Origin of the sequence: Citrobacter sp. MGH103 (genome assembly GCF_001034475.2) — a bacterium.
Lineage (GTDB): Bacteria > Pseudomonadota > Gammaproteobacteria > Enterobacterales > Enterobacteriaceae > Citrobacter > Citrobacter freundii.
Genome location: NZ_CP073043.1, coordinates 2990793 through 3011100, shown reverse-complemented (window position 1 = coordinate 3011100; position 20308 = coordinate 2990793). Strand labels below are relative to the sequence as shown.

The 20308-nt window shown below is 52.7% G+C and carries 19 protein-coding genes; 16 read left to right on the top strand and 3 right to left on the bottom strand.

All coding sequences use genetic code 11. The features are described from left to right. Positions 1–17 precede the first annotated feature (17 nt). The 7 genes from SK33_RS14550 to flgL all read left to right on the top strand — a co-directional run bounded on the left by SK33_RS14550 (position 18) and on the right by flgL (position 7082). Positions 18–773 (top strand): flagellar basal body rod protein FlgF, encoded by a 756-nt coding sequence (locus tag SK33_RS14550; protein ID WP_048219116.1) that lies wholly within the window; start codon positions 18–20, stop codon positions 771–773. A 13-nt stretch (positions 774–786) separates the two neighbouring features. Further along, positions 787–1569 (top strand): flagellar basal-body rod protein FlgG, encoded by a 783-nt coding sequence (flgG, locus tag SK33_RS14545; RefSeq protein ID WP_003036202.1) that lies wholly within the window; start codon positions 787–789, stop codon positions 1567–1569. 57 nt (positions 1570–1626) lie between these two features. Next, on the top strand, positions 1627–2325 hold the full coding sequence (flgH, locus tag SK33_RS14540; RefSeq protein ID WP_003036206.1) for a flagellar basal body L-ring protein FlgH: 699 nt from the start codon (positions 1627–1629) through the stop codon (positions 2323–2325). Positions 2326–2358: 33 nt separating this feature from the next. Further along, positions 2359–3435 carry a flagellar basal body P-ring protein FlgI gene (locus tag SK33_RS14535; protein WP_057063917.1) on the top strand — a complete coding sequence of 359 codons (1077 nt, stop codon included), beginning with the start codon at positions 2359–2361 and terminating at the stop codon, positions 3433–3435. Next, a complete protein-coding gene (gene flgJ, locus SK33_RS14530; RefSeq protein ID WP_016152632.1) occupies positions 3435–4385 on the top strand; it encodes a flagellar assembly peptidoglycan hydrolase FlgJ in 951 nt (316 codons plus the stop codon). Before SK33_RS14535 ends, flgJ begins: the two co-directional genes overlap by 1 nt. Before the next feature lie 64 nt (positions 4386–4449). Further along, a complete protein-coding gene (flgK, locus tag SK33_RS14525) occupies positions 4450–6114 on the top strand; it encodes a flagellar hook-associated protein FlgK (RefSeq protein WP_003036215.1) in 1665 nt (554 codons plus the stop codon). A gap of 14 nt (positions 6115–6128) precedes the next feature. Continuing rightward, positions 6129–7082 carry a flagellar hook-associated protein FlgL gene (gene flgL / locus SK33_RS14520; RefSeq protein WP_048219115.1) on the top strand — a complete coding sequence of 318 codons (954 nt, stop codon included), beginning with the start codon at positions 6129–6131 and terminating at the stop codon, positions 7080–7082. A gap of 77 nt (positions 7083–7159) precedes the next feature. Here flgL and SK33_RS14515 read toward each other — a convergent pair whose 3' ends face one another. Next, a complete protein-coding gene (locus tag SK33_RS14515) occupies positions 7160–8359 on the bottom strand; it encodes an MFS transporter (RefSeq protein ID WP_048219945.1) in 1200 nt (399 codons plus the stop codon). Between the two features lie 21 nt (positions 8360–8380). Between SK33_RS14515 and SK33_RS14510 the strand changes: the two genes are divergently transcribed. After that, positions 8381–9406 (top strand): LysR family transcriptional regulator, encoded by a 1026-nt coding sequence (locus tag SK33_RS14510; RefSeq protein ID WP_075262488.1) that lies wholly within the window; start codon positions 8381–8383, stop codon positions 9404–9406. 40 nt (positions 9407–9446) lie between these two features. Here SK33_RS14510 and rne read toward each other — a convergent pair whose 3' ends face one another. After that, positions 9447–12710: a ribonuclease E gene (gene rne / locus SK33_RS14505; RefSeq protein WP_048219114.1), complete on the bottom strand. Its 3264-nt coding sequence runs from the start codon at positions 12708–12710 to the stop codon at positions 9447–9449. Between the two features lie 699 nt (positions 12711–13409). On the opposite strand from rne, the gene rluC reads away from it, so the two are divergent. Beyond that, on the top strand, positions 13410–14363 hold the full coding sequence (gene rluC / locus SK33_RS14500; RefSeq protein ID WP_178317606.1) for a 23S rRNA pseudouridine(955/2504/2580) synthase RluC: 954 nt from the start codon (positions 13410–13412) through the stop codon (positions 14361–14363). An 82-nt stretch (positions 14364–14445) separates the two neighbouring features. Here the strand turns inward: rluC and SK33_RS14495 are convergent, their stop codons facing one another. Continuing rightward, complete coding sequence (locus SK33_RS14495) at positions 14446–15030, bottom strand: Maf family protein (protein WP_003836743.1); 585 nt, start codon at positions 15028–15030, stop codon at positions 14446–14448. A gap of 197 nt (positions 15031–15227) precedes the next feature. Between SK33_RS14495 and yceD the strand changes: the two genes are divergently transcribed. The 7 genes from yceD to acpP all read left to right on the top strand — a co-directional run bounded on the left by yceD (position 15228) and on the right by acpP (position 20257). Beyond that, complete coding sequence (gene yceD / locus SK33_RS14490) at positions 15228–15749, top strand: 23S rRNA accumulation protein YceD (RefSeq protein ID WP_003036239.1); 522 nt, start codon at positions 15228–15230, stop codon at positions 15747–15749. Positions 15750–15765: 16 nt separating this feature from the next. Then, entirely contained in the window at positions 15766–15939 is a 174-nt protein-coding gene (rpmF, locus tag SK33_RS14485; protein WP_003036242.1) for a 50S ribosomal protein L32, read from the top strand. A 123-nt stretch (positions 15940–16062) separates the two neighbouring features. Beyond that, on the top strand, positions 16063–17142 hold the full coding sequence (gene plsX / locus SK33_RS14480) for a phosphate acyltransferase PlsX (protein WP_003846798.1): 1080 nt from the start codon (positions 16063–16065) through the stop codon (positions 17140–17142). A gap of 77 nt (positions 17143–17219) precedes the next feature. Next, a complete protein-coding gene (gene fabH, locus SK33_RS14475; protein ID WP_003832181.1) occupies positions 17220–18173 on the top strand; it encodes a beta-ketoacyl-ACP synthase III in 954 nt (317 codons plus the stop codon). A gap of 15 nt (positions 18174–18188) precedes the next feature. Further along, the gene (fabD, locus tag SK33_RS14470; RefSeq protein WP_008320343.1) at positions 18189–19118 is read left to right on the top strand and encodes an ACP S-malonyltransferase; all 930 of its coding nucleotides are present in this window, start codon (positions 18189–18191) and stop codon (positions 19116–19118) included. 12 nt (positions 19119–19130) lie between these two features. After that, positions 19131–19865, top strand: coding sequence for a 3-oxoacyl-ACP reductase FabG (gene fabG, locus SK33_RS14465; protein WP_003036255.1), 735 nt, complete (start codon positions 19131–19133; stop codon positions 19863–19865). Between the two features lie 155 nt (positions 19866–20020). Next, positions 20021–20257 (top strand): acyl carrier protein, encoded by a 237-nt coding sequence (acpP, locus tag SK33_RS14460; protein WP_000103754.1) that lies wholly within the window; start codon positions 20021–20023, stop codon positions 20255–20257. The last annotated feature ends 51 nt before the right edge of the window (positions 20258–20308 follow it).

Below are 20308 nucleotides of genomic sequence, written 5' to 3'. Positions count from 1 at the left end.
CCTGACGGGATGGCTTAATGGATCACGCAATTTATACCGCCATGGGCGCGGCCAGTCAGACGCTGAATCAACAGTCGGTGACGGCCAGCAACCTGGCAAACGCCTCCACGCCAGGGTTTCGTGCGCAGCTCAATGCACTGCGCGCGGTTCCTGTAGAAGGATTGTCTTTACCGACACGTACGCTGGTCGTGGCCTCCACGCCGGGGGCCGATATGACGCCGGGTCAGATGGACTATACCTCCCGCCCGCTGGATGTGGCGCTGCAACAGGATGGCTGGTTAGCTGTGCAGACCGCAGATGGTAGCGAAGGATATACCCGTAACGGCGCTATTCAGGTAAGCCCAACGGGTGAACTGACAATTCAGGGACACCCGGTAATTGGCGAAGCCGGACCGATAGCCGTACCGGAAGGTTCAGAAGTCACCATTGCGGCGGACGGGACAATTTCTGCACTTAACCCTGGCGATCCGGCTAATACGGTCGCGCCAGTGGGGCGGCTGAAGCTGGTGAAGGCAACAGGAATCGAAGTGCAACGTGGCGATGACGGTATGTTCCGTCTGACCCAGGCCGCACAGGCTACCCGTGGTGCGACGTTACAGGCCGACCCCAGCATCCGTGTGATGTCGGGCGTGCTGGAAGGCAGTAACGTTAAACCGGTTGCTGCGATGAGCGACATGATCGCCAACGCCCGCCGCTTTGAAATGCAGATGAAAATTATCAGTAGCGTGGATGATAACGCGGGCCGCGCCAACCAACTGCTGTCGATGAGTTAATACAGGACATTTTATGATCAGTTCATTATGGATCGCCAAAACCGGCCTGGATGCGCAGCAAACCAACATGGATGTGATTGCCAACAACCTGGCAAACGTCAGCACCAACGGATTTAAGCGCCAGCGCGCCGTGTTCGAAGATCTGTTGTACCAGACGATTCGTCAGCCTGGCGCACAGTCTTCTGAACAAACCACGCTGCCGTCTGGTTTGCAGATTGGTACCGGTGTACGTCCGGTTGCAACCGAGCGTTTACACAGCCAGGGTAACCTGTCGCAGACCAACAACAGTAAAGATGTGGCGATTAAAGGCCAAGGCTTTTTCCAGGTCATGTTGCCCGATGGTACGTCCGCTTATACCCGCGACGGTTCTTTCCAGGTGGATCAGAACGGTCAGTTGGTGACTGCGGGTGGTTTTCAGGTTCAGCCTGCCATCACCATTCCGGCTAACTCGCTCAGTATCACCATTGGACGCGACGGGATTGTCAGCGTGACCCAACAGGGACAGGCGGCGCCTGTTCAGGTCGGGCAGCTTAACCTGACAACCTTTATGAACGATACCGGTCTGGAAAGTATTGGTGAGAATCTGTACACCGAAACGCAGTCATCCGGTGCGCCGAACGAGAGCACGCCGGGGCTGAACGGCGCGGGTCTGCTGTATCAGGGCTATGTTGAAACCTCTAACGTCAACGTGGCGGAAGAGCTGGTAAACATGATCCAGGTTCAGCGCGCTTACGAAATCAACAGTAAAGCGGTATCGACCACCGATCAGATGCTGCAAAAACTGACGCAACTCTAAAGTGGAGTCCGGTGGGGTGAAAACCTCACCGGCACACTGATTTTGAAGATGACCGCAATGCGAAAACACGCGCTTCACCCATACCCTATTTTAGCCCTGCTGGTGGTTTCACTAACAGGATGTGCCTGGATCCCGGCCACGCCCCTCGTGCAGGGCGCGACGACTGCCCAGCCCGTTCCAGGTCCAACGCCGGTGGCGAATGGCTCAATCTTCCAGTCGGCACAACCGATTAACTATGGTTATCAGCCACTCTTTGAAGACCGTCGTCCACGCAATATTGGCGATACGCTGACCATCGTATTGCAGGAAAACGTCAGCGCGAGCAAAAGCTCTTCGGCGAATGCCAGTCGCGACGGCAAGACAAACTTTGGCTTTGATACCGTACCGCGCTATCTGCAAGGTCTGTTCGGTAACGAACGTGCCGACGTAGAAGCCTCAGGCGGTAACTCCTTTAACGGTAAAGGCGGCGCGAACGCCAGAAATACCTTCAGCGGTACGCTGACCGTAACGGTCGATCAGGTACTGGTGAATGGCAACTTACATGTCGTGGGTGAAAAACAGATCGCCATAAATCAGGGCACTGAATTCATTCGCTTCTCCGGGGTCGTTAACCCGCGCACCATCAGTGGCAGCAACTCCGTACCGTCAACCCAGGTTGCGGACGCGCGTATTGAGTACGTCGGCAACGGCTACATCAATGAAGCGCAAAATATGGGCTGGTTGCAGCGTTTCTTCCTTAACTTGTCGCCGATGTAAGCGAGGTACCCCGTGTTTAAATTTTTTGTTGGAATGGCACTGGTGCTGGTAACCGCCTTCGCGCATGCCGACCGTATTCGTGACCTGACCAGCGTGCAGGGCGTGCGGGAAAACTCGCTGATTGGTTATGGGTTGGTGGTAGGTCTGGATGGCACAGGTGACCAGACCACCCAGACGCCGTTTACCACGCAAACGCTCAACAACATGCTGTCGCAGTTGGGGATCACCGTGCCAACCGGCACCAATATGCAGTTGAAAAACGTGGCAGCGGTAATGGTCACCGCGCAGTTCCCGGCCTTTGGTCGTCAGGGGCAAACTATTGACGTTGTGGTCTCTTCCATGGGTAACGCTAAAAGCCTGCGCGGCGGAACGCTGCTGATGACCCCGCTGAAAGGGGTCGATAGCCAGGTATATGCGTTGGCGCAAGGGAATATTCTGGTTGGCGGTGCGGGCGCGGCTGCGGGTGGCAGCAGCGTGCAGGTAAACCAGCTCAATGGCGGACGCATTACCAACGGCGCGACCATCGAACGTGAATTACCCAGCCAGTTCGGCGGCGGTAACACCATTAATCTGCAGCTGAATAATGAAGATTTCACGATGGCGCAGCAAATTACCGACACTATTAACCGCTCGCGTGGCTTTGGCAGCGCAACGGCGTTGGATGCCCGCACTATTCAGGTGCGGGTGCCAAGCGGCAACAGCTCGCAGGTGCGTTTCCTTGCTGATATCCAGAATATGGAGGTGAACGTCACGCCGCAGGATGCGAAAGTGATTATCAACTCACGCACCGGATCTGTCGTCATGAACCGCGAAGTAACGCTGGATAGCTGTGCCGTGGCACAAGGCAACTTGTCGATCACGGTGAACCGCCAGGCGAACGTCAGCCAGCCGGACACACCGTTTGGCGGTGGACAAACCGTAGTGACGCCACAAACCCAGATTGACCTGCGCCAAAGCGGTGGTTCGCTGCAAAGCGTACGTTCCAGCGCCAACCTGAACAACGTTGTGCGTGCGCTGAATGCGCTGGGAGCGACGCCGATGGATCTGATGTCCATTCTGCAATCGATGCAGAGCGCGGGTTGCTTACGCGCCAAACTGGAAATCATCTAATGATTGGTGACAGCAAACTGCTGACCAGTGCCGCCTGGGATGCGCAATCTCTGAACGAACTGAAAGCGAAAGCGGGTCAGGACCCGGCGGCGAATATCCGCCCGGTCGCCCGTCAGGTTGAAGGGATGTTCGTGCAAATGATGTTGAAAAGCATGCGTGAAGCGCTGCCGAAAGATGGCGTGTTTAGCAGCGATTCAACGCGCTTGTATACCAGCATGTATGACCAACAAATTGCGCAGCAGATGACCGCAGGCAAAGGTCTGGGGCTGGCTGAAATGATGGTCAAGCAGATGACTGAAGGGCAAGCGCAACCTGCGGATGACGCGCCGCAGGTGCCGATGAAGTTTTCACTGGAAACGGTGACCAGCTATCAAAATCAGGCACTGACGCAACTGGTCCGCAAAGCCATCCCCCGGGCGACAGAAAGCAATGATGAGCCGCTGTCAGGTGACAGCAAAGACTTCCTCGCCCAGCTGTCACTGCCGGCTAAGCTGGCCAGTCAGCAGAGCGGGGTCCCGCATCATCTGATTTTGGCGCAGGCGGCGCTGGAGTCCGGATGGGGGCAGCGACAAATTCGTCGCGAGAATGGCGAACCGAGTTTCAACATTTTTGGCGTGAAGGCTTCGGGAAGCTGGAAAGGTCCAACCACTGAAATCACCACCACTGAATATGAGAATGGTGAGGCGAAAAAGGTGAAAGCCAGATTCCGCGTCTATAGCTCTTACCTTGAGGCGTTGTCGGATTATGTCGGTCTGATATCTCGTAACCCGCGCTATGCGGCGGTGACCGCTGCCGCGACCGCCGAACAGGGGGCGCAGGCATTGCAAAATGCGGGCTACGCCACAGACCCTAACTATGCACGTAAATTAACCAGCATGATCCAGCAGTTGAAATCGATGAGTGAAAAAGTGAGCAAAACCTACAGCACGAACATCGATAATCTCTTTTAAATAGCTCAAGTCTACCGACCTGCTGCCGATAATAACGAGTATTGAAGGATTACAAGGAACCTCCATGTCCAGCTTGATTAATAACGCGATGAGTGGACTCAGCGCAGCGCAGGCCGCGTTGAATACTGCCAGTAATAACATCTCCAGCTATAACGTTGCCGGATATACCCGACAAACAACAATTATGGCGCAAGCGAACAGCACGCTGGGTGCGGGGGGCTGGGTAGGCAATGGCGTCTATGTTTCTGGTGTACAACGTGAATATGACTCCTTTATCACTAACCAGTTGCGAGCAGCGCAGAACCAGAGCAGCGGTCTGACGACGCGTTATGAGCAAATGTCAAAGATAGACAATTTGCTCTCCAGCAAAACCAGTTCTATTTCGACCTCAATGCAGGACTTTTTTACCAGCCTGCAAACGCTGGTCAGCAACGCTGAAGATCCGGCGGCACGCCAGGCGCTGATCGGTAAAGCTGATGGATTGGTAAATCAGTTTAAAACGACCGACCAGTATCTGCGCGATCAGGATAAGCAGGTTAATACCGCGATTAAAGCCAGCGTTGATCAGATCAACAACTATTCGAAACAAATTGCCAGCCTCAACGACCAGATTTCTCGTATGACAGGCGTCGGCGCAGGTGCATCTCCTAACGACCTGCTTGACCAACGCGATCAGCTGGTCAGTGAACTGAATCAGATTGTCGGTGTTGAAGTCAGCGTTCAGGATGGTGGCACCTACAACCTGACAATGGCCAACGGCTATTCGCTGGTGCAGGGTAGCAATGCACGTCAACTGGCGGCAGTGCCTTCCAGCGATGATCCTAATCGTACAACGGTGGCCTACGTTGATGGCGTTGCCGGAGCTGTTGAAATTCCTGAGAAACTGTTGAATACCGGTTCACTGGGCGGACTGCTCACCTTCCGTTCTCAGGAGCTGGATCAGACGCGTAATACCCTAGGCCAACTGGCGCTTGCATTTGCCAGTGCATTTAACGCCCAGCATAAAGAAGGTTTTGATGCCAACGGCGATAAGGGTGAGAATTTCTTCGATATCGGCAGCCCGTCTGTACTGAGTAATGCTAAAAATACTGGCAAAGCGGAATTAACTGCAGAAGTTGGTGACAGTTCGAAAGTACAGGCTACCGACTATAAGATTGTGTTCAGTGGCGGTAAGTGGCAGGTGACGCGTCTGGCAGATAACACAACGTTTGAAGCTAAACCTGGTACAGACGGAAAACTGGATATTGATGGTCTGAAAGTAACGGTTAAGGCTAATCCAACCGGAGCTAATGATAACGACAGCTTTATTCTGAAACCGGTAGAAAACGTTATCGTCGATATGAAAGTCAAGGTGACCGACGAGTCGAAAATCGCCATGGCGTCAGAGAAAAACACTGATCCTGCTGCGGATACAGGTGCAAGCGATAACCGTAACGGTCAGAAACTGCTGGATCTGCAAACCAAAGAAACTGTTGGTAAAAAAACCTTTAATGACGCTTACGCCACACTGGTGAGCGACGTGGGCAACAAAACGGCGACGCTGAAGACTAGCAGTACCACGCAAAATAATGTGGTCAAGCAGCTTTATAACCAACAGCAGTCTATTTCCGGCGTTAACCTCGACGAAGAGTACGGTAATTTACAGCGTTTTCAGCAGTATTACCTGGCTAACGCTCAAGTGCTGCAGACCGCGAATGCGCTGTTTGATGCACTGATTAATATCCGCTAAGGGAGAGGGACACAATGCGTATCAGCACCCAGATGATGTACCAGCAGAATATGCGTGGCATCACTAACTCTCAGGCTGAATGGATGAAGTTCGGCGAGCAAATGTCAACGGGTAAACGCGTGATCAACCCATCAGACGATCCGATTGCCGCCTCGCAGGCCGTGGTACTTTCTCAGGCTCAGGCGCAGAACAGCCAATATACGCTGGCACGCTCGTTCGCGACGCAAAAGGTGTCGCTGGAAGAGAACGTTCTGAGCCAGGTGACGACGGCAATTCAGGCTGCGCAGGAAAAAATTGTTTATGCCGGGAACGGAACGTTAAGCGATGACGACCGTGCATCGCTGGCCACCGACCTGCAAGGGATCCGCGATCAACTGATGAACCTGGCAAACAGTACCGACGGTAATGGTCGCTATATTTTCGGTGGATATAAAACAGAATCCGCACCGTTTGCCCAGGCAGATGGCGCTTACAGCGGCGGTACGACAAATGTGACCCAGCAGGTTGATGCCTCCCGTACCATGGTCATTGGCCATACGGGCGATAAAATCTTCGCCAGCCTGACCAGCAACGCCGTACCGGAACCACCGGGTAGCACTCAGGAAAAGAACCTGTTCAAAATGCTGGATAGCGCGATTGATGCGCTTAACACACCGATTGCGGGCAATGATGCGGCAAAAGATATCGCCGCAGCAGCTATCGATAAAACCAATCGTGGTCTGAAAAACTCACTGAATAACGTGCTTTCCGTTCGTGCAGAATTAGGTACGCAACTTAGTGAATTAAGCTCGCTGGATTCACTGGGCGCCGATCGCGCATTAGGGCAAACCCAACAGATGAGTAACCTGGTGGATGTCGACTGGAATGCGGCGATTTCGTCTTACGTCATGCAGCAGGCCGCACTTCAGGCTTCTTATAAAGCGTTTACCGATATGCAGGGAATGTCGTTGTTCCAGCTTAATCGGTAATATCCCTTTTTGAACATATCTTGAAACTGGGTATGTTTGTCTGCCCGCTCCTTTAACACCCCGGAGCGGGCATTTTTTTAGGCAACCGACGCCTTACTAAGCGACGGGTTCCCCGTCAGTCTTATGACCAACGCGATCGCACTGCTGAAGGTTGCCAGCGTCACCACACCTTCCCAGTTGGCAAGCGCATAGACCTGACTCCCGAGAACGGAACCCAGCGCCATACCGATAAACACCATCGTAAACAGCAGAGCGTTCAATCGTCCTCGTGCCTGAGGCTCCAGGCTATAGACCAGGTTTTGGTGGGCAACCAGGCTGGATTGCAATCCGAGATCAAAACCTACCGCAGAAAGGGCGATAAGCAGCCACTGCCCCTGAACGGGCAGGGCGGGTAACAAAAACATCAGTGCGAAAGATACCGTTACCAGCAAAGCACCCAATTGCGTCACTTTTGCTGCACCCACTTTATCGGCAAGATGGCCCGCCATGGGTGCAGCAAGGGCTCCGGCTGCTCCCGCGATACCAAAAGCACCCGCTATAGCGCTACCCAGGTGGTAATGCTCAGATAACATCACCGCCAGCGTAGACCAGAAGGCGCTAAAAGCAATGGACAGAAAGCCTTGTGCCAGTGCTGCGCGGCGCAAGGTGGAATATCGTTGCCAAAGTTGCACCATCGAGAGCATTAATGATGGATAGCTCAACGTGGAATGGACCGTAAAACGAGGCAGTGCTTTCCACAAAATCGCGGTAATTACGGCAATACTGACGGCAGCAAGTTGGTACATCTCACGCCAGCCAAACGCCTCACCGACCAGTCCACTGACGGTACGTGAGAGCAAAATTCCCAGCAGAAGGCCCGTCATTACGGTGCCCACCGTTTTTCCCTGTTTGCCTTCGGGCGCCAGTATTGCCGCCGCAGGCACAATATCTTGTGCCATGGTTGCCGCCATGCCCATCAACAGGCTCACTATTAACAGTGAATGCAACTGCCCGGTAAAGCTGCATGCCAGAAGCAGCACAGCAAGAGAGATACTTTTCAACAGGATTAATGTCCTGCGGTCATAACGATCGCCCAATGGCAATAAAAACAAAATACCCAGCGCGTATCCCGCTTGGGTCAGCGTCGGGACCAACCCCATGCCGGTAATACTTAAGTTCAGATCCTGACCCATTAAAGGCAGAAGGGGTTGAGCATAGTAGATAGCAGCGACACTGAATCCGGCACCTACTGCCAGAACGAAAGTGACCCAACGGGAAAGTGCGATATATGTGTTCACAAATGATTCCTCAATCACAGGATGTGCGGCTATTTTTATCCTTCAGCGAGTGGCGTGGTAGCGAGCGCAGTGGTAAAACAGTTATACGTCAGACGTATGATGAAACTGAAAATGATAAAAAATGAGCGTATAGATAGGGTGGAGCTGATGCGTACGTTTGTGCGTATTGTCGAAGCAGGATCGCTTTCGGCAGCGGCAAAACAGATGGGGACAACGCAAGCGACCGTAAGCCGACGGTTGCAATCCCTGGAAACTCTGCTGGGTGTGAAACTGATCATGCGTACCACGCATGCGATGAAATTGACCGACGACGGCGAAAGAGGCTACCAGCATGCCAAGAAGATTATTGATGCCTGGCTGGCGCTGGAAGATGGACTTAATGTCACGGAAGATGAACCGGTGGGGACGTTGCGAGTCCGTGCACCGCATGCGTTCGGGCAACAACAACTGCTTGAGCCGCTTTTGCAGTTTCTTTCGCGCTATCCCCAGGTAGCAGTAGAGTGGATGCTCAACGATAAAACCGTTGATTTTCTGAGCGATAATATTGACTGCGCTATCAGGGTTGGTGCCGAGGTGGATCCGGCCACGGTTGCCGTTTTACTGGCTGAAGTTCCCCGTAGTATGGTGGCGAGCCCTGGGCTGTTGGAGCAATACGGCGAGCTTTCTCATCCTGAGCAGTTATCAGCGCTGCCCTGGATTGCCGTGAACACGTTTTATCAACATAGCGTTTCGTTGTTGCACCAATTGCGTAATGAGCCAGTCACGTTGAATATTTCACCCAGATTAAGTACCGACAGTATTTATGTCGCAAGGAGTGCCGCGCTGGCGGGGTTGGGAGTGACTATTGTTTCAAGTTGGATGGTGGCGGAGGATATTGCCAACGGACGTCTGGTTGCGTTGCTACCTGAGTGGCATGCGGCGCCGTTGCCTGTACATTTGGTTTATCCGTGGGCGCGTTACTATCCGATTCGCTTACGCAAGTTTCTGGCCTTAATGAAGGATGTTATGCCGCAGCTGACGGGGATGAAAGGCGTAGATCAGATATAAAAAAGCCGACCCGAAGGCCGGCTTTGATATTGATTATGGCTTACTCGACAGGCTGAGGACGTGTTGCTGGCGCAGTCGCTTGATGCGTTGCACTGTGTCCACCTGCGGCACCTTTGCCTTCAAAGGCGAATGCCGGACGCTGCCAGTCGCTATGACGCGGCGCTTCTGGTACATATTCCGGTGCCGGGGCGCGGGTCATCGGTGCGGTCGCATGGCTGTGAAGGTGTTCAGCATCAACACTGGCTGCGACAACTACAGGCTTAACGACAGTCGCTTCTACAATTGGCGCTGCAACAACTTCCTGCGGTGCAGCAACTTCTTCAACAACTGGCGCTGTTTCCACAACTTCGGCAATCTCTTCAACCACTTCTGGCTGGGAAATAACAACCTCTGCAGGCTCTTCGACAACCGGCGCAGTCACAACGTCAGCCACAGGTTCGGCTTCAGCGGCGATTTCTTCTGCAACGGGCGCATCAGATGCAGCGATAATTTGTGGTTGTTCCTCGACCGGGGTCGCAATGACTTCCGGATGCGTGGTTTCAACCTGTGTGGTTTCAACAACGGGGGCCTGAGGCTCAGCTACGACAATCTCTGGCTGCACGGCTTCAACTGGCGCAGGGGCATCCACAATGTGTTCCACGGCAGCTGCAGCAACCTGAGGCTCTACAGCGACAGGTGCGGCTTGCTGCTGGACCATTTCTTGTTCGCGCTGTTCTTCAACCTGCTGATCCTGAGGACGTGCGACAGGGTAGCGGATCCAAACTTTACCGGACGCTAATTCAGGAGATGCACAGGCGACCGTTAACGGCATCGGTGACTGAACCGGATAACGCTCGTCACGGTAACGACGACGACGCTGTCCACTGACGCGCAAATGGCGAGGGGAGCGACGGGAACGACGCGGCATACCATTGGAGTCACGCGCGTCGCTGTTGTCTTCCTGCTCAGTCGCAACGACGGCTGGCAGATCAACTTTCGCCAGTTCGGTGCGTTGTGCTGGTGCAGGCTGTTCTGTTGGCTGAGCGGCAGCGGTTTCAGCAACTACTGCGGCAGTTGCTACTTCGGCTTCAACCGCCGGGCTGTCAGTGAAACGCACTTTCTGAGTCAACTGACGCTGTTTACGGCGAGTCTGAGGCTGACGTACGCGCTCTTCTTGCTCGGCATCCTGCACTGGTTGTTCAACCTGGTTCAGCTCTTTAACTTCCTGCTGAGCCTGACGCTTGTCATCGTTACGACGGCGGTTGCGTTCGCGACGCGGAGCCTGCTGCTCATCGCCAGATTTCGCTTTGTCTGCAACGTCAGTAGTTTGCTGGCGGTTATCGCGAGCTTCCGCATTTTGCTGCTGTGACTGACGACGGTTACGGCGGTTATCTTCACGGTTTTCGCCGTTTTCTGAACGTTCGTTACGGTTGTCACGGTCGCCGCGATTATCACGGTTATCACGACGATCGTTACGGTCGCGACGATTGTTCTGACGCGGTTTACGACGATCCTGCTGGCGTTCGGTTTTCTCTTCAGCTTTCGGTGCAGGCTGTTCAACCGGTTTCACTTCTTCGCTACCACCGAAGATGGACTTCAGTGCGCCAAAGAAACGGCTAATCAAACCGGGCTGTGCGGCAACGGCTGCGGTCGCTGCCGCAGCTTTAGGCGCGGCGGCTTTCGCGGCAGGTTCCTGCAGAGCAGGGGCTGGCGGAACGTCTGGCATGGCGAAGGTGGCCAGCGCCGGTTGCTCAGGCTGTTTACGCTCGACGTACTCTTCTTCCGTCGGCAATGCCATTGCCTCTTCATGCAGTTTCGGCAGTAGATAGCTCAGGGTCGGCGTTTCTTCCCCTTTACGTACGCGCAGCACAGAATAGTGCGGGGTTTCCATCTGATCGTTTGGCACGATCACACAGCGCACGCCATTCTGACGCGTCTCGATTGCATTTACCGCGGTACGCTTTTCGTTGAGCAGGTAGGAAGCGATCGGCACAGGAACAATAGCGTGTACTTCCTGCGTATTTTCTTTCAGTGCTTCTTCTTCGATCAGACGCAGAATAGACAGCGACAGTGATTCGTTATCACGTACAGTACCGGTACCGGAGCAGCGCGGGCACACGTGATGGCTGGATTCACCCAGTGACGGGCTCAGACGCTGACGGGACATTTCCAGCAGACCGAAGCGAGAAATATGGCTGATCTGAATACGCGCTCTGTCCTGGCGTACGGCCTCGCGCAGACGGTTTTCAACCGCGCGCTGGTGACGAACCGGCGTCATATCAATGAAGTCGATTACAATCAGACCGCCGAGGTCGCGCAGACGCAGCTGACGTGCAATTTCATCGGCTGCTTCAAGGTTGGTGTTGAACGCTGTTTCTTCGATGTCGCCGCCGCGGGTTGCGCGTGCGGAGTTGATATCGATAGCGGTCAGTGCTTCAGTGCTGTCGATAACGATTGAGCCGCCGGACGGCAGACGCACTTCGCGTTGGAACGCGGACTCAATCTGAGACTCGATCTGATAGTGGCTGAACAGCGGGATTTCGCCGGTGTACAGTTTGATTTTGCTGCTGAAATCCGGACGACCCAGCGCCGCGATGTGCTGACGCGCCATCTCCATGACTTTTGGGTTGTCGATGAGGATTTCGCCGATGTCCTGGCGCAGATAGTCGCGGAAGGCACGCACGATTACGTTGCTTTCCTGATGGATCAGGAACGGAGCAGGGCGGCTGTCAGCGGCTTTTTGAATCGCTTCCCAGTGCTTCAGGCGGAAGCTCAGGTCCCACTGCAGCGCTTCGGCGGATTTGCCTACACCTGCGGTACGCACGATAAGCCCCATGCCATCAGGCAGTTCCAGGCTTGCCAGCGCTTCTTTTAATTCGGTACGGTCGTCGCCTTCAATGCGACGGGAGATGCCGCCCGCGCGCGGGTTGTTCGGCATCAGAACCAGATAGCTACCCGCCAGGCTGATAAAGGTAGTCAGCGCAGCGCCTTTGTTGCCGCGTTCTTCTTTATCGATCTGAACGATGACTTCCTGACCTTCACGCAACACGTCTTTAATGTTGGGGCGACCATGGGAGTTGTAGTTAGCGGGAAAGTATTCGCGGGCAATTTCTTTTAACGGGAGGAAACCGTGACGTTCAGCGCCGTAATCAACAAAAGCAGCTTCCAGACTCGGTTCAATACGGGTAATTTTGCCTTTATAGATGTTGGCTTTTTTCTGTTCGTGTCCAGGACTTTCGATATCCAGATCGTACAGACGTTGCCCATCTACAAGGGCGACACGCAACTCTTCCTGCTGAGTCGCGTTAATTAACATTCTTTTCATCGTAACTTACTCATTATTCTTACATTGACGACTAAGCTGCGGGCAGAGTAATGCCTTTCCGGGTGTGAACCGATGGCCTCGTGTCTATTCGCGTCGCCAACCTCACGGTTATCGTCAGCTCAAAGAGGCGCAGAGTGTCGGTTGCCTGTATTTCATACGGAAACACAGCGCAATTATCAGGGGAACAGTCTGGGTGTTACTCTCCAGAGAAGCTTCCATTGTGCTTGTCGTCTTTCACGCTGTCGGTGCGTTGGCTTTATCTTCTCACCCTGGTCGCTTACAGGAGTAAGAACCTGGGGGTATCCAGACTTGCCGCCTTCCTACAATGTGAAATCCATAGAGCACTTACCGGTAAGGACTGCAACCCGCAGCCCGCTAACTGCCTGAAAGATCAATACGTCTTACGCCATTGCTGCGTTGATGATCGGTCGGGCAAAATTGGGTCATTCCGGAAAAGTTCTTGTTTTAACAAGATTCAACACGGAAACAACCGCATTATTCCACTGCTAACCTTGTTATAGCAAGATGACTTTTGCCATTTATCGCCCGGTTACTCACAGTTTTTTCACTTCCGCGTAGTGATTGCTTTAATAACCACCAAATCGGCTATGTCAAACTTAAGTAATAAGGTATAGCAGTTAATATAAGCATAGAAAAATGTGTGGCGCGAATCTTGATGGCTATTTAAAATCGGCCCCCATGAAAACAGAGACTCCAGCCGTAAAAACAGTTGCCATTACTGCCGACGAAGCAGGGCAACGCATCGACAACTTTTTGCGCACCCAGCTTAAGGGCGTGCCGAAAAGTATGATTTATCGCATTTTGCGTAAAGGCGAAGTGCGGGTGAATAAAAAACGCATTAAACCCGAGTACAAACTCGAAGATGGGGATATTGTGCGTATTCCACCTGTGCGTGTCGCTGAACGTGAAGAAGAGGCCATTTCGCCAAACCTGCAGAAGGTTGCGGCGCTGACCGATGTCATTTTATATGAAGATGACCACATTCTGGTGCTTAACAAACCTTCAGGTACGGCCGTGCATGGCGGAAGCGGGTTAAGCTTTGGCGTCATTGAAGGATTACGTGCGTTGCGTCCGGAAGCGCGATTCCTTGAGCTGGTGCATCGCCTCGACCGGGATACCTCCGGTGTGCTGCTGGTTGCCAAAAAACGCTCAGCCTTGCGTTCATTGCATGAACAACTGCGTGAAAAAGGCATGCAGAAAGATTACCTCGCGCTGGTTCGAGGCCAATGGCAGTCGCATGTCAAAACCGTGCAGGCGCCGCTGTTAAAGAACATTCTGCAAAGCGGTGAGCGTATCGTGCGGGTGAATCAGGAAGGCAAACCGTCAGAAACACGTTTTAAAGTGGAAGAGCGCTATGCGTTTGCCACGCTTGTGCGCTGTAGCCCGGTGACCGGACGTACGCACCAGATCCGTGTGCATACCCAGTATGCCGGTCATCCAATTGCTTTTGACGATCGCTACGGTGACCGTGAGTTCGATAAGCAACTGGCGGATACGGGGTTGAACCGACTTTTCCTGCATGCCGCAGCGTTGAAGTTTACTCATCCGGGAACGGGGGAAGTGATACGTATTGAAGCACCAATGGATAAGCAGTTGAAGCGCTGCCTCGAGGTATTACGCAGCAAAGCCTGATGCGCGTTGCTTATCAGGCCTACAATCGAGTGATGGACCGTAGGCCTGATAAGACGCATCGCGTCGACATCATGCAGATTAATCAGGCATTCAACGGGTTCATTTCTTCCCGCCGCAGCATTTGACACAACGCGATCAGCGGCAAACCTACCAAGGTATTTGGGTCACGACCCTCCAGGCGTTCAAAGAGTGCAATACCTAACCCTTCACTTTTGAAACTACCTGCACAATGGAGCGGACGCTCTTTGCGCAGATAATCATCAATTTCCGCCTCGCTTAAATGACGGAAATGGACGTCAAAAGGTTCTACTTCAGTTTGTAAATGTCCGGTCGCAGAATTATACAACGCCAGTCCGGTGTAAAACGTCACAATATTGCCACGGGCTTTGAGTAACTGTTGGCGCGCATTTTCTTCTGTTAATGGTTTGCCGGTTATTTCACCATCAAGAACACAAATTTGATCGGAGCCAATAATCAGATGCGAGGGATAACGGTGGGCGAGTGATTGTGCTTTTTGCTGCGCCAGTCGCAACACCAGATGACGCGGCGCCTCGCCTGGTAATGGTGTTTCATCAACCTCTGGTGCTGCGCATTCGAACGGAATTGCCAGTTTTTCGAGTAAAGCGCGACGCCAGGGAGAGGTGGAAGCAAGAATAAGTTGAGGCATATTTTTTCCCTCGCATATAGCGTATTGATGAGAGCCATTTTAAACTATGGACTTCGACCTACAAGCTGGCTGTAGTGGCTTGTCTTGAGCGATTTTAAGTCGATGACCCGCAATGTGTGCGAATTATTGGCAAAAGGCAACCACAGGCTGCCTTTTTCTTTGACTATATGACGTTACAAAGTTAATATGCGCGCCCTATGCAAAAGGTAAAATTACCCCTGACTCTTGATCCGGTTCGTACGGCTCAAAAACGCCTCGATTATGAAGGTATCTATACTTCTGATCTGGTTGAGCGCGTCGCCGATTCTGTAGTCAGTGTGGACAGTGATGTGGAATGCTCCATGTCGTTCGCTATCGATAACCAGCGTCTCGCCGTTATAACCGGTGATGCGAAGGTATCGGTTACGCTCGAATGTCAGCGTTGCGGGAAACCGTTCCCACTTCATGTTCACACAACATATTGTTTTAGTCCTGTCCGTTCTGACGAGCAGGCTGAAGCACTCCCGGAAGCGTATGAGCCGATTGAGGTTAACGAATTCGGTGAAATCGATCTGCTTGCAATGGTTGAAGATGAGATTATCCTCTCCTTGCCGGTAGTTCCGGTGCATGATTCTGAACACTGTGAAGTGTCCGAGGCGGACATGGTCTTTGGCGAATTGCCTGATGAAGCGCAAAAACCAAACCCATTTGCCGTATTAGCCAGCTTAAAGCGTAAGTAATTGAGGAGTAAGGTCCATGGCCGTACAACAGAATAAACCAACCCGTTCCAAACGTGGCATGCGTCGTTCTCATGACGCTCTGACCGCAGTCACCAGCCTGTCTGTAGACAAAACTTCTGGTGAACAACACCTGCGTCACCACATCACTGCCGACGGTTTCTACCGTGGCCGTAAGGTAATCGCTAAGTAATCACGCATGACTCAATGGCTTTCCCACCCCTGGTGAGAAAGACAAAGAGTGAACGCGTGATGAAGCTTAGTGAGGCTTTCCCCGGGTAACTGGGGAAACACCTAACCGGGCAGCGACGATACCTTGACACGTCTAACCCTGGCGTTAGATGTCATGGGGGGAGATTTTGGCCCTACCGTGACAGTGCCTGCAGCATTGCAGGCACTGAATTCTAATTCGCAACTCACACTTCTTTTAGTCGGGGATCCCGATACAATCACGCCATTACTTGCCAAAGCTGACTTCGAACAACGTTCGCGTCTGCAGATTATCCCTGCTCAGTCAGTTATTGCCAGTGATGCCCGGCCCTCGCAAGCTATTCGCGCCAGTCGTGGAAGCTCAATGCGTGTTGCCCTGGAGCTCGTGAAAGAAGGTCAGGCACAAGCTTGTGTCAGCGCCGGTAATACGGGCGCACTGATGGGACTTGCGAAGTTATTGCTCAAACCCCTTGAGGGGATTGAGCGTCCGGCGTTGGTGACGGTTTTACCGCATCAGCAAAAGGGCAAAACGGTGGTGCTGGATTTGGGCGCCAACGTAGATTGTGATAGCACGATGTTGGTGCAATTTGCCGTCATGGGTTCCGTGCTGGCAGAAGAGGTTGTTGGCATTGCCAATCCTCGCGTAGCGTTACTCAACATCGGCGAAGAAGAAACGAAAGGTCTCGACAGTATTCGAGATGCTTCAGCTGTGCTAAAAACAATCCCTTCCATTAATTATATCGGCTATCTTGAAGCCAATGAGTTACTGACTGGCAAAACCGATGTGTTGGTCTGTGACGGCTTTACAGGTAATGTCACATTAAAGACGATGGAAGGTGTTGTCAGAATGTTCCTTTCACTGCTGAAATCTCAGGGTGAGGGCAAAAAACGGTCGTGGTGGCTTCTGTTATTAAAACGTTGGTTACAAAAAAGCCTGACAAGGCGATTTAGTCACCTCAACCCCGACCAGTATAATGGCGCCTGTCTGTTAGGATTGCGCGGCACGGTGATTAAGAGTCATGGTGCGGCCAATCAGCGAGCATTTGAAGTCGCGATTGAACAGGCAGTGCAGGCGGTGCAGCGACAAGTTCCTCAGCGAATTGCCGCTCGCCTGGAATCTGTATACCCAGCTGGATTCGAACTGCTGGACGGTGGCGAAAGCGCAACCTCACGAGCACACAGATAACGGTGCGTTTGTGAATGTAGCCAACGTATCAGCGATTTGCTCGTGGCGGTATATAACCAAAAAGTGACTGAGCGTACATGTATACGAAGATTATTGGTACTGGCAGCTATCTGCCTGAACAAGTGCGTACTAACGCCGATTTGGAAAAAATGGTTGAGACATCTGATGAGTGGATCGTCACTCGTACAGGTATCCGTGAACGCCATATTGCAGCGCCAAATGAAACAGTTGCGACGATGGGCTTTGCCGCCGCAAACCGTGCGATTGAAATGGCGGGCATCGACAAAGAACAAATTGGTCTGATTGTGGTTGCTACCACATCATCCACTCACGCATTTCCAAGCGCGGCGTGCCAGATCCAAAGTATGCTGGGGATCAAAGGCTGTCCGGCGTTTGACGTTGCAGCAGCTTGCGCTGGTTTCACTTACGCCCTGAGCGTTGCCGACCAGTATGTTAAATCTGGCGCAGTTAAGCATGCTCTGGTCGTTGGCTCTGATGTTCTGGCGCGCACCTGTGATCCAACCGATCGCGGAACGATCATCATTTTCGGTGATGGGGCGGGCGCGGTTGTACTGAGCGCATCAGAAGAGCCAGGCATTCTCTCCACGCATCTGCACGCTGACGGTCGCTATGGCGAACTGTTGACGCTGCCTAACGCCGATCGCGTGAACCCAGAAAACCCGATCCATCTGACGATGGCGGGTAACGAAGTATTTAAAGTCGCGGTGACCGAGCTTGCGCACATCGTTGATGAAACGCTGGAAGCCAATAATCTCGACCGTTCTGCGCTGGACTGGCTGGTACCGCATCAGGCTAACCTGCGCATTATCAGCGCGACAGCTAAAAAGCTGGGTATGTCGATGGATAATGTTGTCGTGACGCTCGACAGACATGGTAATACCTCTGCTGCCTCCGTACCGTGCGCGCTGGACGAAGCCGTCCGCGACGGGCGTATTAAAGCTGGGCAGTTGATATTGCTTGAAGCCTTCGGGGGTGGATTCACCTGGGGCTCCGCGCTGGTTCGTTTCTAGTATAAGGATTTAAACATGACGCAATTTGCATTTGTGTTTCCGGGGCAGGGTTCCCAGACCGTTGGGATGTTGTCTGAAATGGCAGCAAACTACCCAATTGTTGAAGAAACATTTGCTGAAGCATCAGCTGCGCTGGGCTATGATCTGTGGGCGTTGACTCAGCAGGGGCCGGCCGAAGAACTGAATAAAACCTGGCAGACGCAGCCAGCGCTATTGACCGCATCTGTCGCGCTTTACCGCGTATGGCAGCAGCAGGGTGGTAAAACACCTGCGCTGATGGCGGGTCACAGCCTGGGCGAATATTCTGCGCTGGTCTGCGCAGGCGTGATCGCATTTGCTGATGCCGTACGTCTGGTAGAACTGCGCGGTAAGTTCATGCAGGAAGCTGTACCAGAAGGCACAGGCGGTATGTCTGCGATTATCGGTCTTGATGATGCGTCTATCGCTAAAGCATGTGAAGAGTCAGCGGAAGGTCAGGTTGTTTCTCCGGTTAACTTCAACTCGCCAGGCCAGGTGGTTATCGCGGGTCATAAAGAAGCGGTTGAACGTGCTGGCGCTGCCTGTAAAGCTGCGGGTGCGAAACGTGCTCTGCCACTGCCAGTTAGCGTGCCGTCTCACTGTGCGCTGATGAAGCCTGCTGCTGAGAAACTGGCCGTTGAGCTGCAGAAAATCACCTTTAACGCACCGACAGTTCCGGTCGTGAACAACGTCGATGTGAAGTGTGAAACCACGGCAGACGCAATTCGCGATGCGCTGGTTCGTCAGCTGTATAGCCCGGTTCAGTGGACTAAAACCGTTGAATTTATGGCATCCCAGGGCGTAGAGCACCTGTATGAAGTCGGTCCGGGTAAAGTTCTGACCGGTTTGACGAAACGTATTGTTGACACCCTGACTGCTTCGGCACTGAATGAGCCGGCGGCACTGTCTGCGGCGCTAGAGCAATAAAAGAGGAAGACCATGAGTTTTGAAGGAAAAATCGCGCTGGTTACCGGTGCAAGCCGTGGCATTGGCCGCGCAATTGCTGAGACACTCGTTGCCCGTGGCGCGAAAGTTATCGGTACTGCTACCAGCGAAAGCGGCGCGCAGGCCATTAGCGATTATTTAGGTGCAAATGGTAAAGGTCTGATGTTGAATGTGACCGATCCTGCATCTATCGAATCTGTTCTGGAAAATATTCGCGCAGAATTTGGTGAAGTCGATATCCTGGTCAATAATGCCGGGATTACTCGTGATAACCTGTTAATGCGCATGAAAGATGACGAGTGGAACGATATCATCGAAACCAACCTGTCATCTGTTTTCCGTCTGTCAAAAGCGGTAATGCGAGCTATGATGAAAAAGCGTCATGGGCGTATTATCACTATCGGTTCTGTGGTTGGTACCATGGGAAATGCAGGTCAGGCTAACTACGCTGCGGCGAAAGCGGGTCTGATCGGCTTCAGTAAATCACTGGCGCGCGAAGTTGCGTCTCGTGGCATTACTGTAAACGTTGTTGCTCCGGGCTTTATTGAAACGGACATGACGCGTGCGCTGTCTGATGATCAGCGTGCGGGTATTCTGGCGCAGGTTCCTGCGGGTCGCCTTGGCGGCGCTCAGGAAATCGCCAGTGCGGTTGCATTTTTAGCTTCTGACGAAGCAAGTTACATCACAGGTGAGACTTTGCACGTCAACGGCGGGATGTACATGGTTTAACCACGATTGAAAAATATTTGCGTTATTAGGGTGAATGGCCTCAAAATAGCGCAAAATCGTGGTAAGACCTGCCGGGATTTAGTTGCAAATTTTTCAACATTTTATACACTACGAAAACCATCGCGAAAGCGAGTTTTGATAGGAAATTTAAGAGTATGAGCACTATCGAAGAACGCGTTAAGAAAATTATCGGCGAACAGCTGGGCGTTAAGCAGGAAGAAGTAACCAACAATGCTTCCTTCGTTGAAGACCTGGGCGCAGATTCTCTTGACACCGTTGAGCTGGTAATGGCTCTGGAAGAAGAGTTTGATACTGAGATTCCGGACGAAGAAGCTGAGAAAATCACTACCGTTCAGGCTGCCATTGATTACATCAACGGCCACCAGGCGTAAGTGAACATCTCCAGGCGGTCATTCGACCGCCTGAGTTTTATCTTTTTATCC

Bases quoted from the DNA above. Each gene is read 5' to 3' on its own strand.
- rluC (WP_178317606.1), top strand. From the start codon at position 13,410: ATGAAAACAGAGACTCCAGCCGTAAAAACAGTTGCCATTACTGCCGAC.
- flgK (WP_003036215.1), top strand. From the start codon at position 4,450: ATGTCCAGCTTGATTAATAACGCGATGAGTGGACTCAGCGCAGCGCAG.
- fabH (WP_003832181.1), top strand. From the start codon at position 17,220: ATGTATACGAAGATTATTGGTACTGGCAGCTATCTGCCTGAACAAGTG.
- yceD (WP_003036239.1), top strand. From the start codon at position 15,228: ATGCAAAAGGTAAAATTACCCCTGACTCTTGATCCGGTTCGTACGGCT.
- flgJ (WP_016152632.1), top strand. From the start codon at position 3,435: ATGATTGGTGACAGCAAACTGCTGACCAGTGCCGCCTGGGATGCGCAA.
- fabG (WP_003036255.1), top strand. From the start codon at position 19,131: ATGAGTTTTGAAGGAAAAATCGCGCTGGTTACCGGTGCAAGCCGTGGC.
- SK33_RS14495 (WP_003836743.1), bottom strand. From the start codon at position 15,030: ATGCCTCAACTTATTCTTGCTTCCACCTCTCCCTGGCGTCGCGCTTTA.
- flgH (WP_003036206.1), top strand. From the start codon at position 1,627: ATGCGAAAACACGCGCTTCACCCATACCCTATTTTAGCCCTGCTGGTG.
- SK33_RS14510 (WP_075262488.1), top strand. From the start codon at position 8,381: ATGTGCGGCTATTTTTATCCTTCAGCGAGTGGCGTGGTAGCGAGCGCA.
- SK33_RS14535 (WP_057063917.1), top strand. From the start codon at position 2,359: ATGGCACTGGTGCTGGTAACCGCCTTCGCGCATGCCGACCGTATTCGT.
- rne (WP_048219114.1), bottom strand. From the start codon at position 12,710: ATGAAAAGAATGTTAATTAACGCGACTCAGCAGGAAGAGTTGCGTGTC.
- acpP (WP_000103754.1), top strand. From the start codon at position 20,021: ATGAGCACTATCGAAGAACGCGTTAAGAAAATTATCGGCGAACAGCTG.
- flgG (WP_003036202.1), top strand. From the start codon at position 787: ATGATCAGTTCATTATGGATCGCCAAAACCGGCCTGGATGCGCAGCAA.
- fabD (WP_008320343.1), top strand. From the start codon at position 18,189: ATGACGCAATTTGCATTTGTGTTTCCGGGGCAGGGTTCCCAGACCGTT.
- flgL (WP_048219115.1), top strand. From the start codon at position 6,129: ATGCGTATCAGCACCCAGATGATGTACCAGCAGAATATGCGTGGCATC.
- rpmF (WP_003036242.1), top strand. From the start codon at position 15,766: ATGGCCGTACAACAGAATAAACCAACCCGTTCCAAACGTGGCATGCGT.
- SK33_RS14550 (WP_048219116.1), top strand. From the start codon at position 18: ATGGATCACGCAATTTATACCGCCATGGGCGCGGCCAGTCAGACGCTG.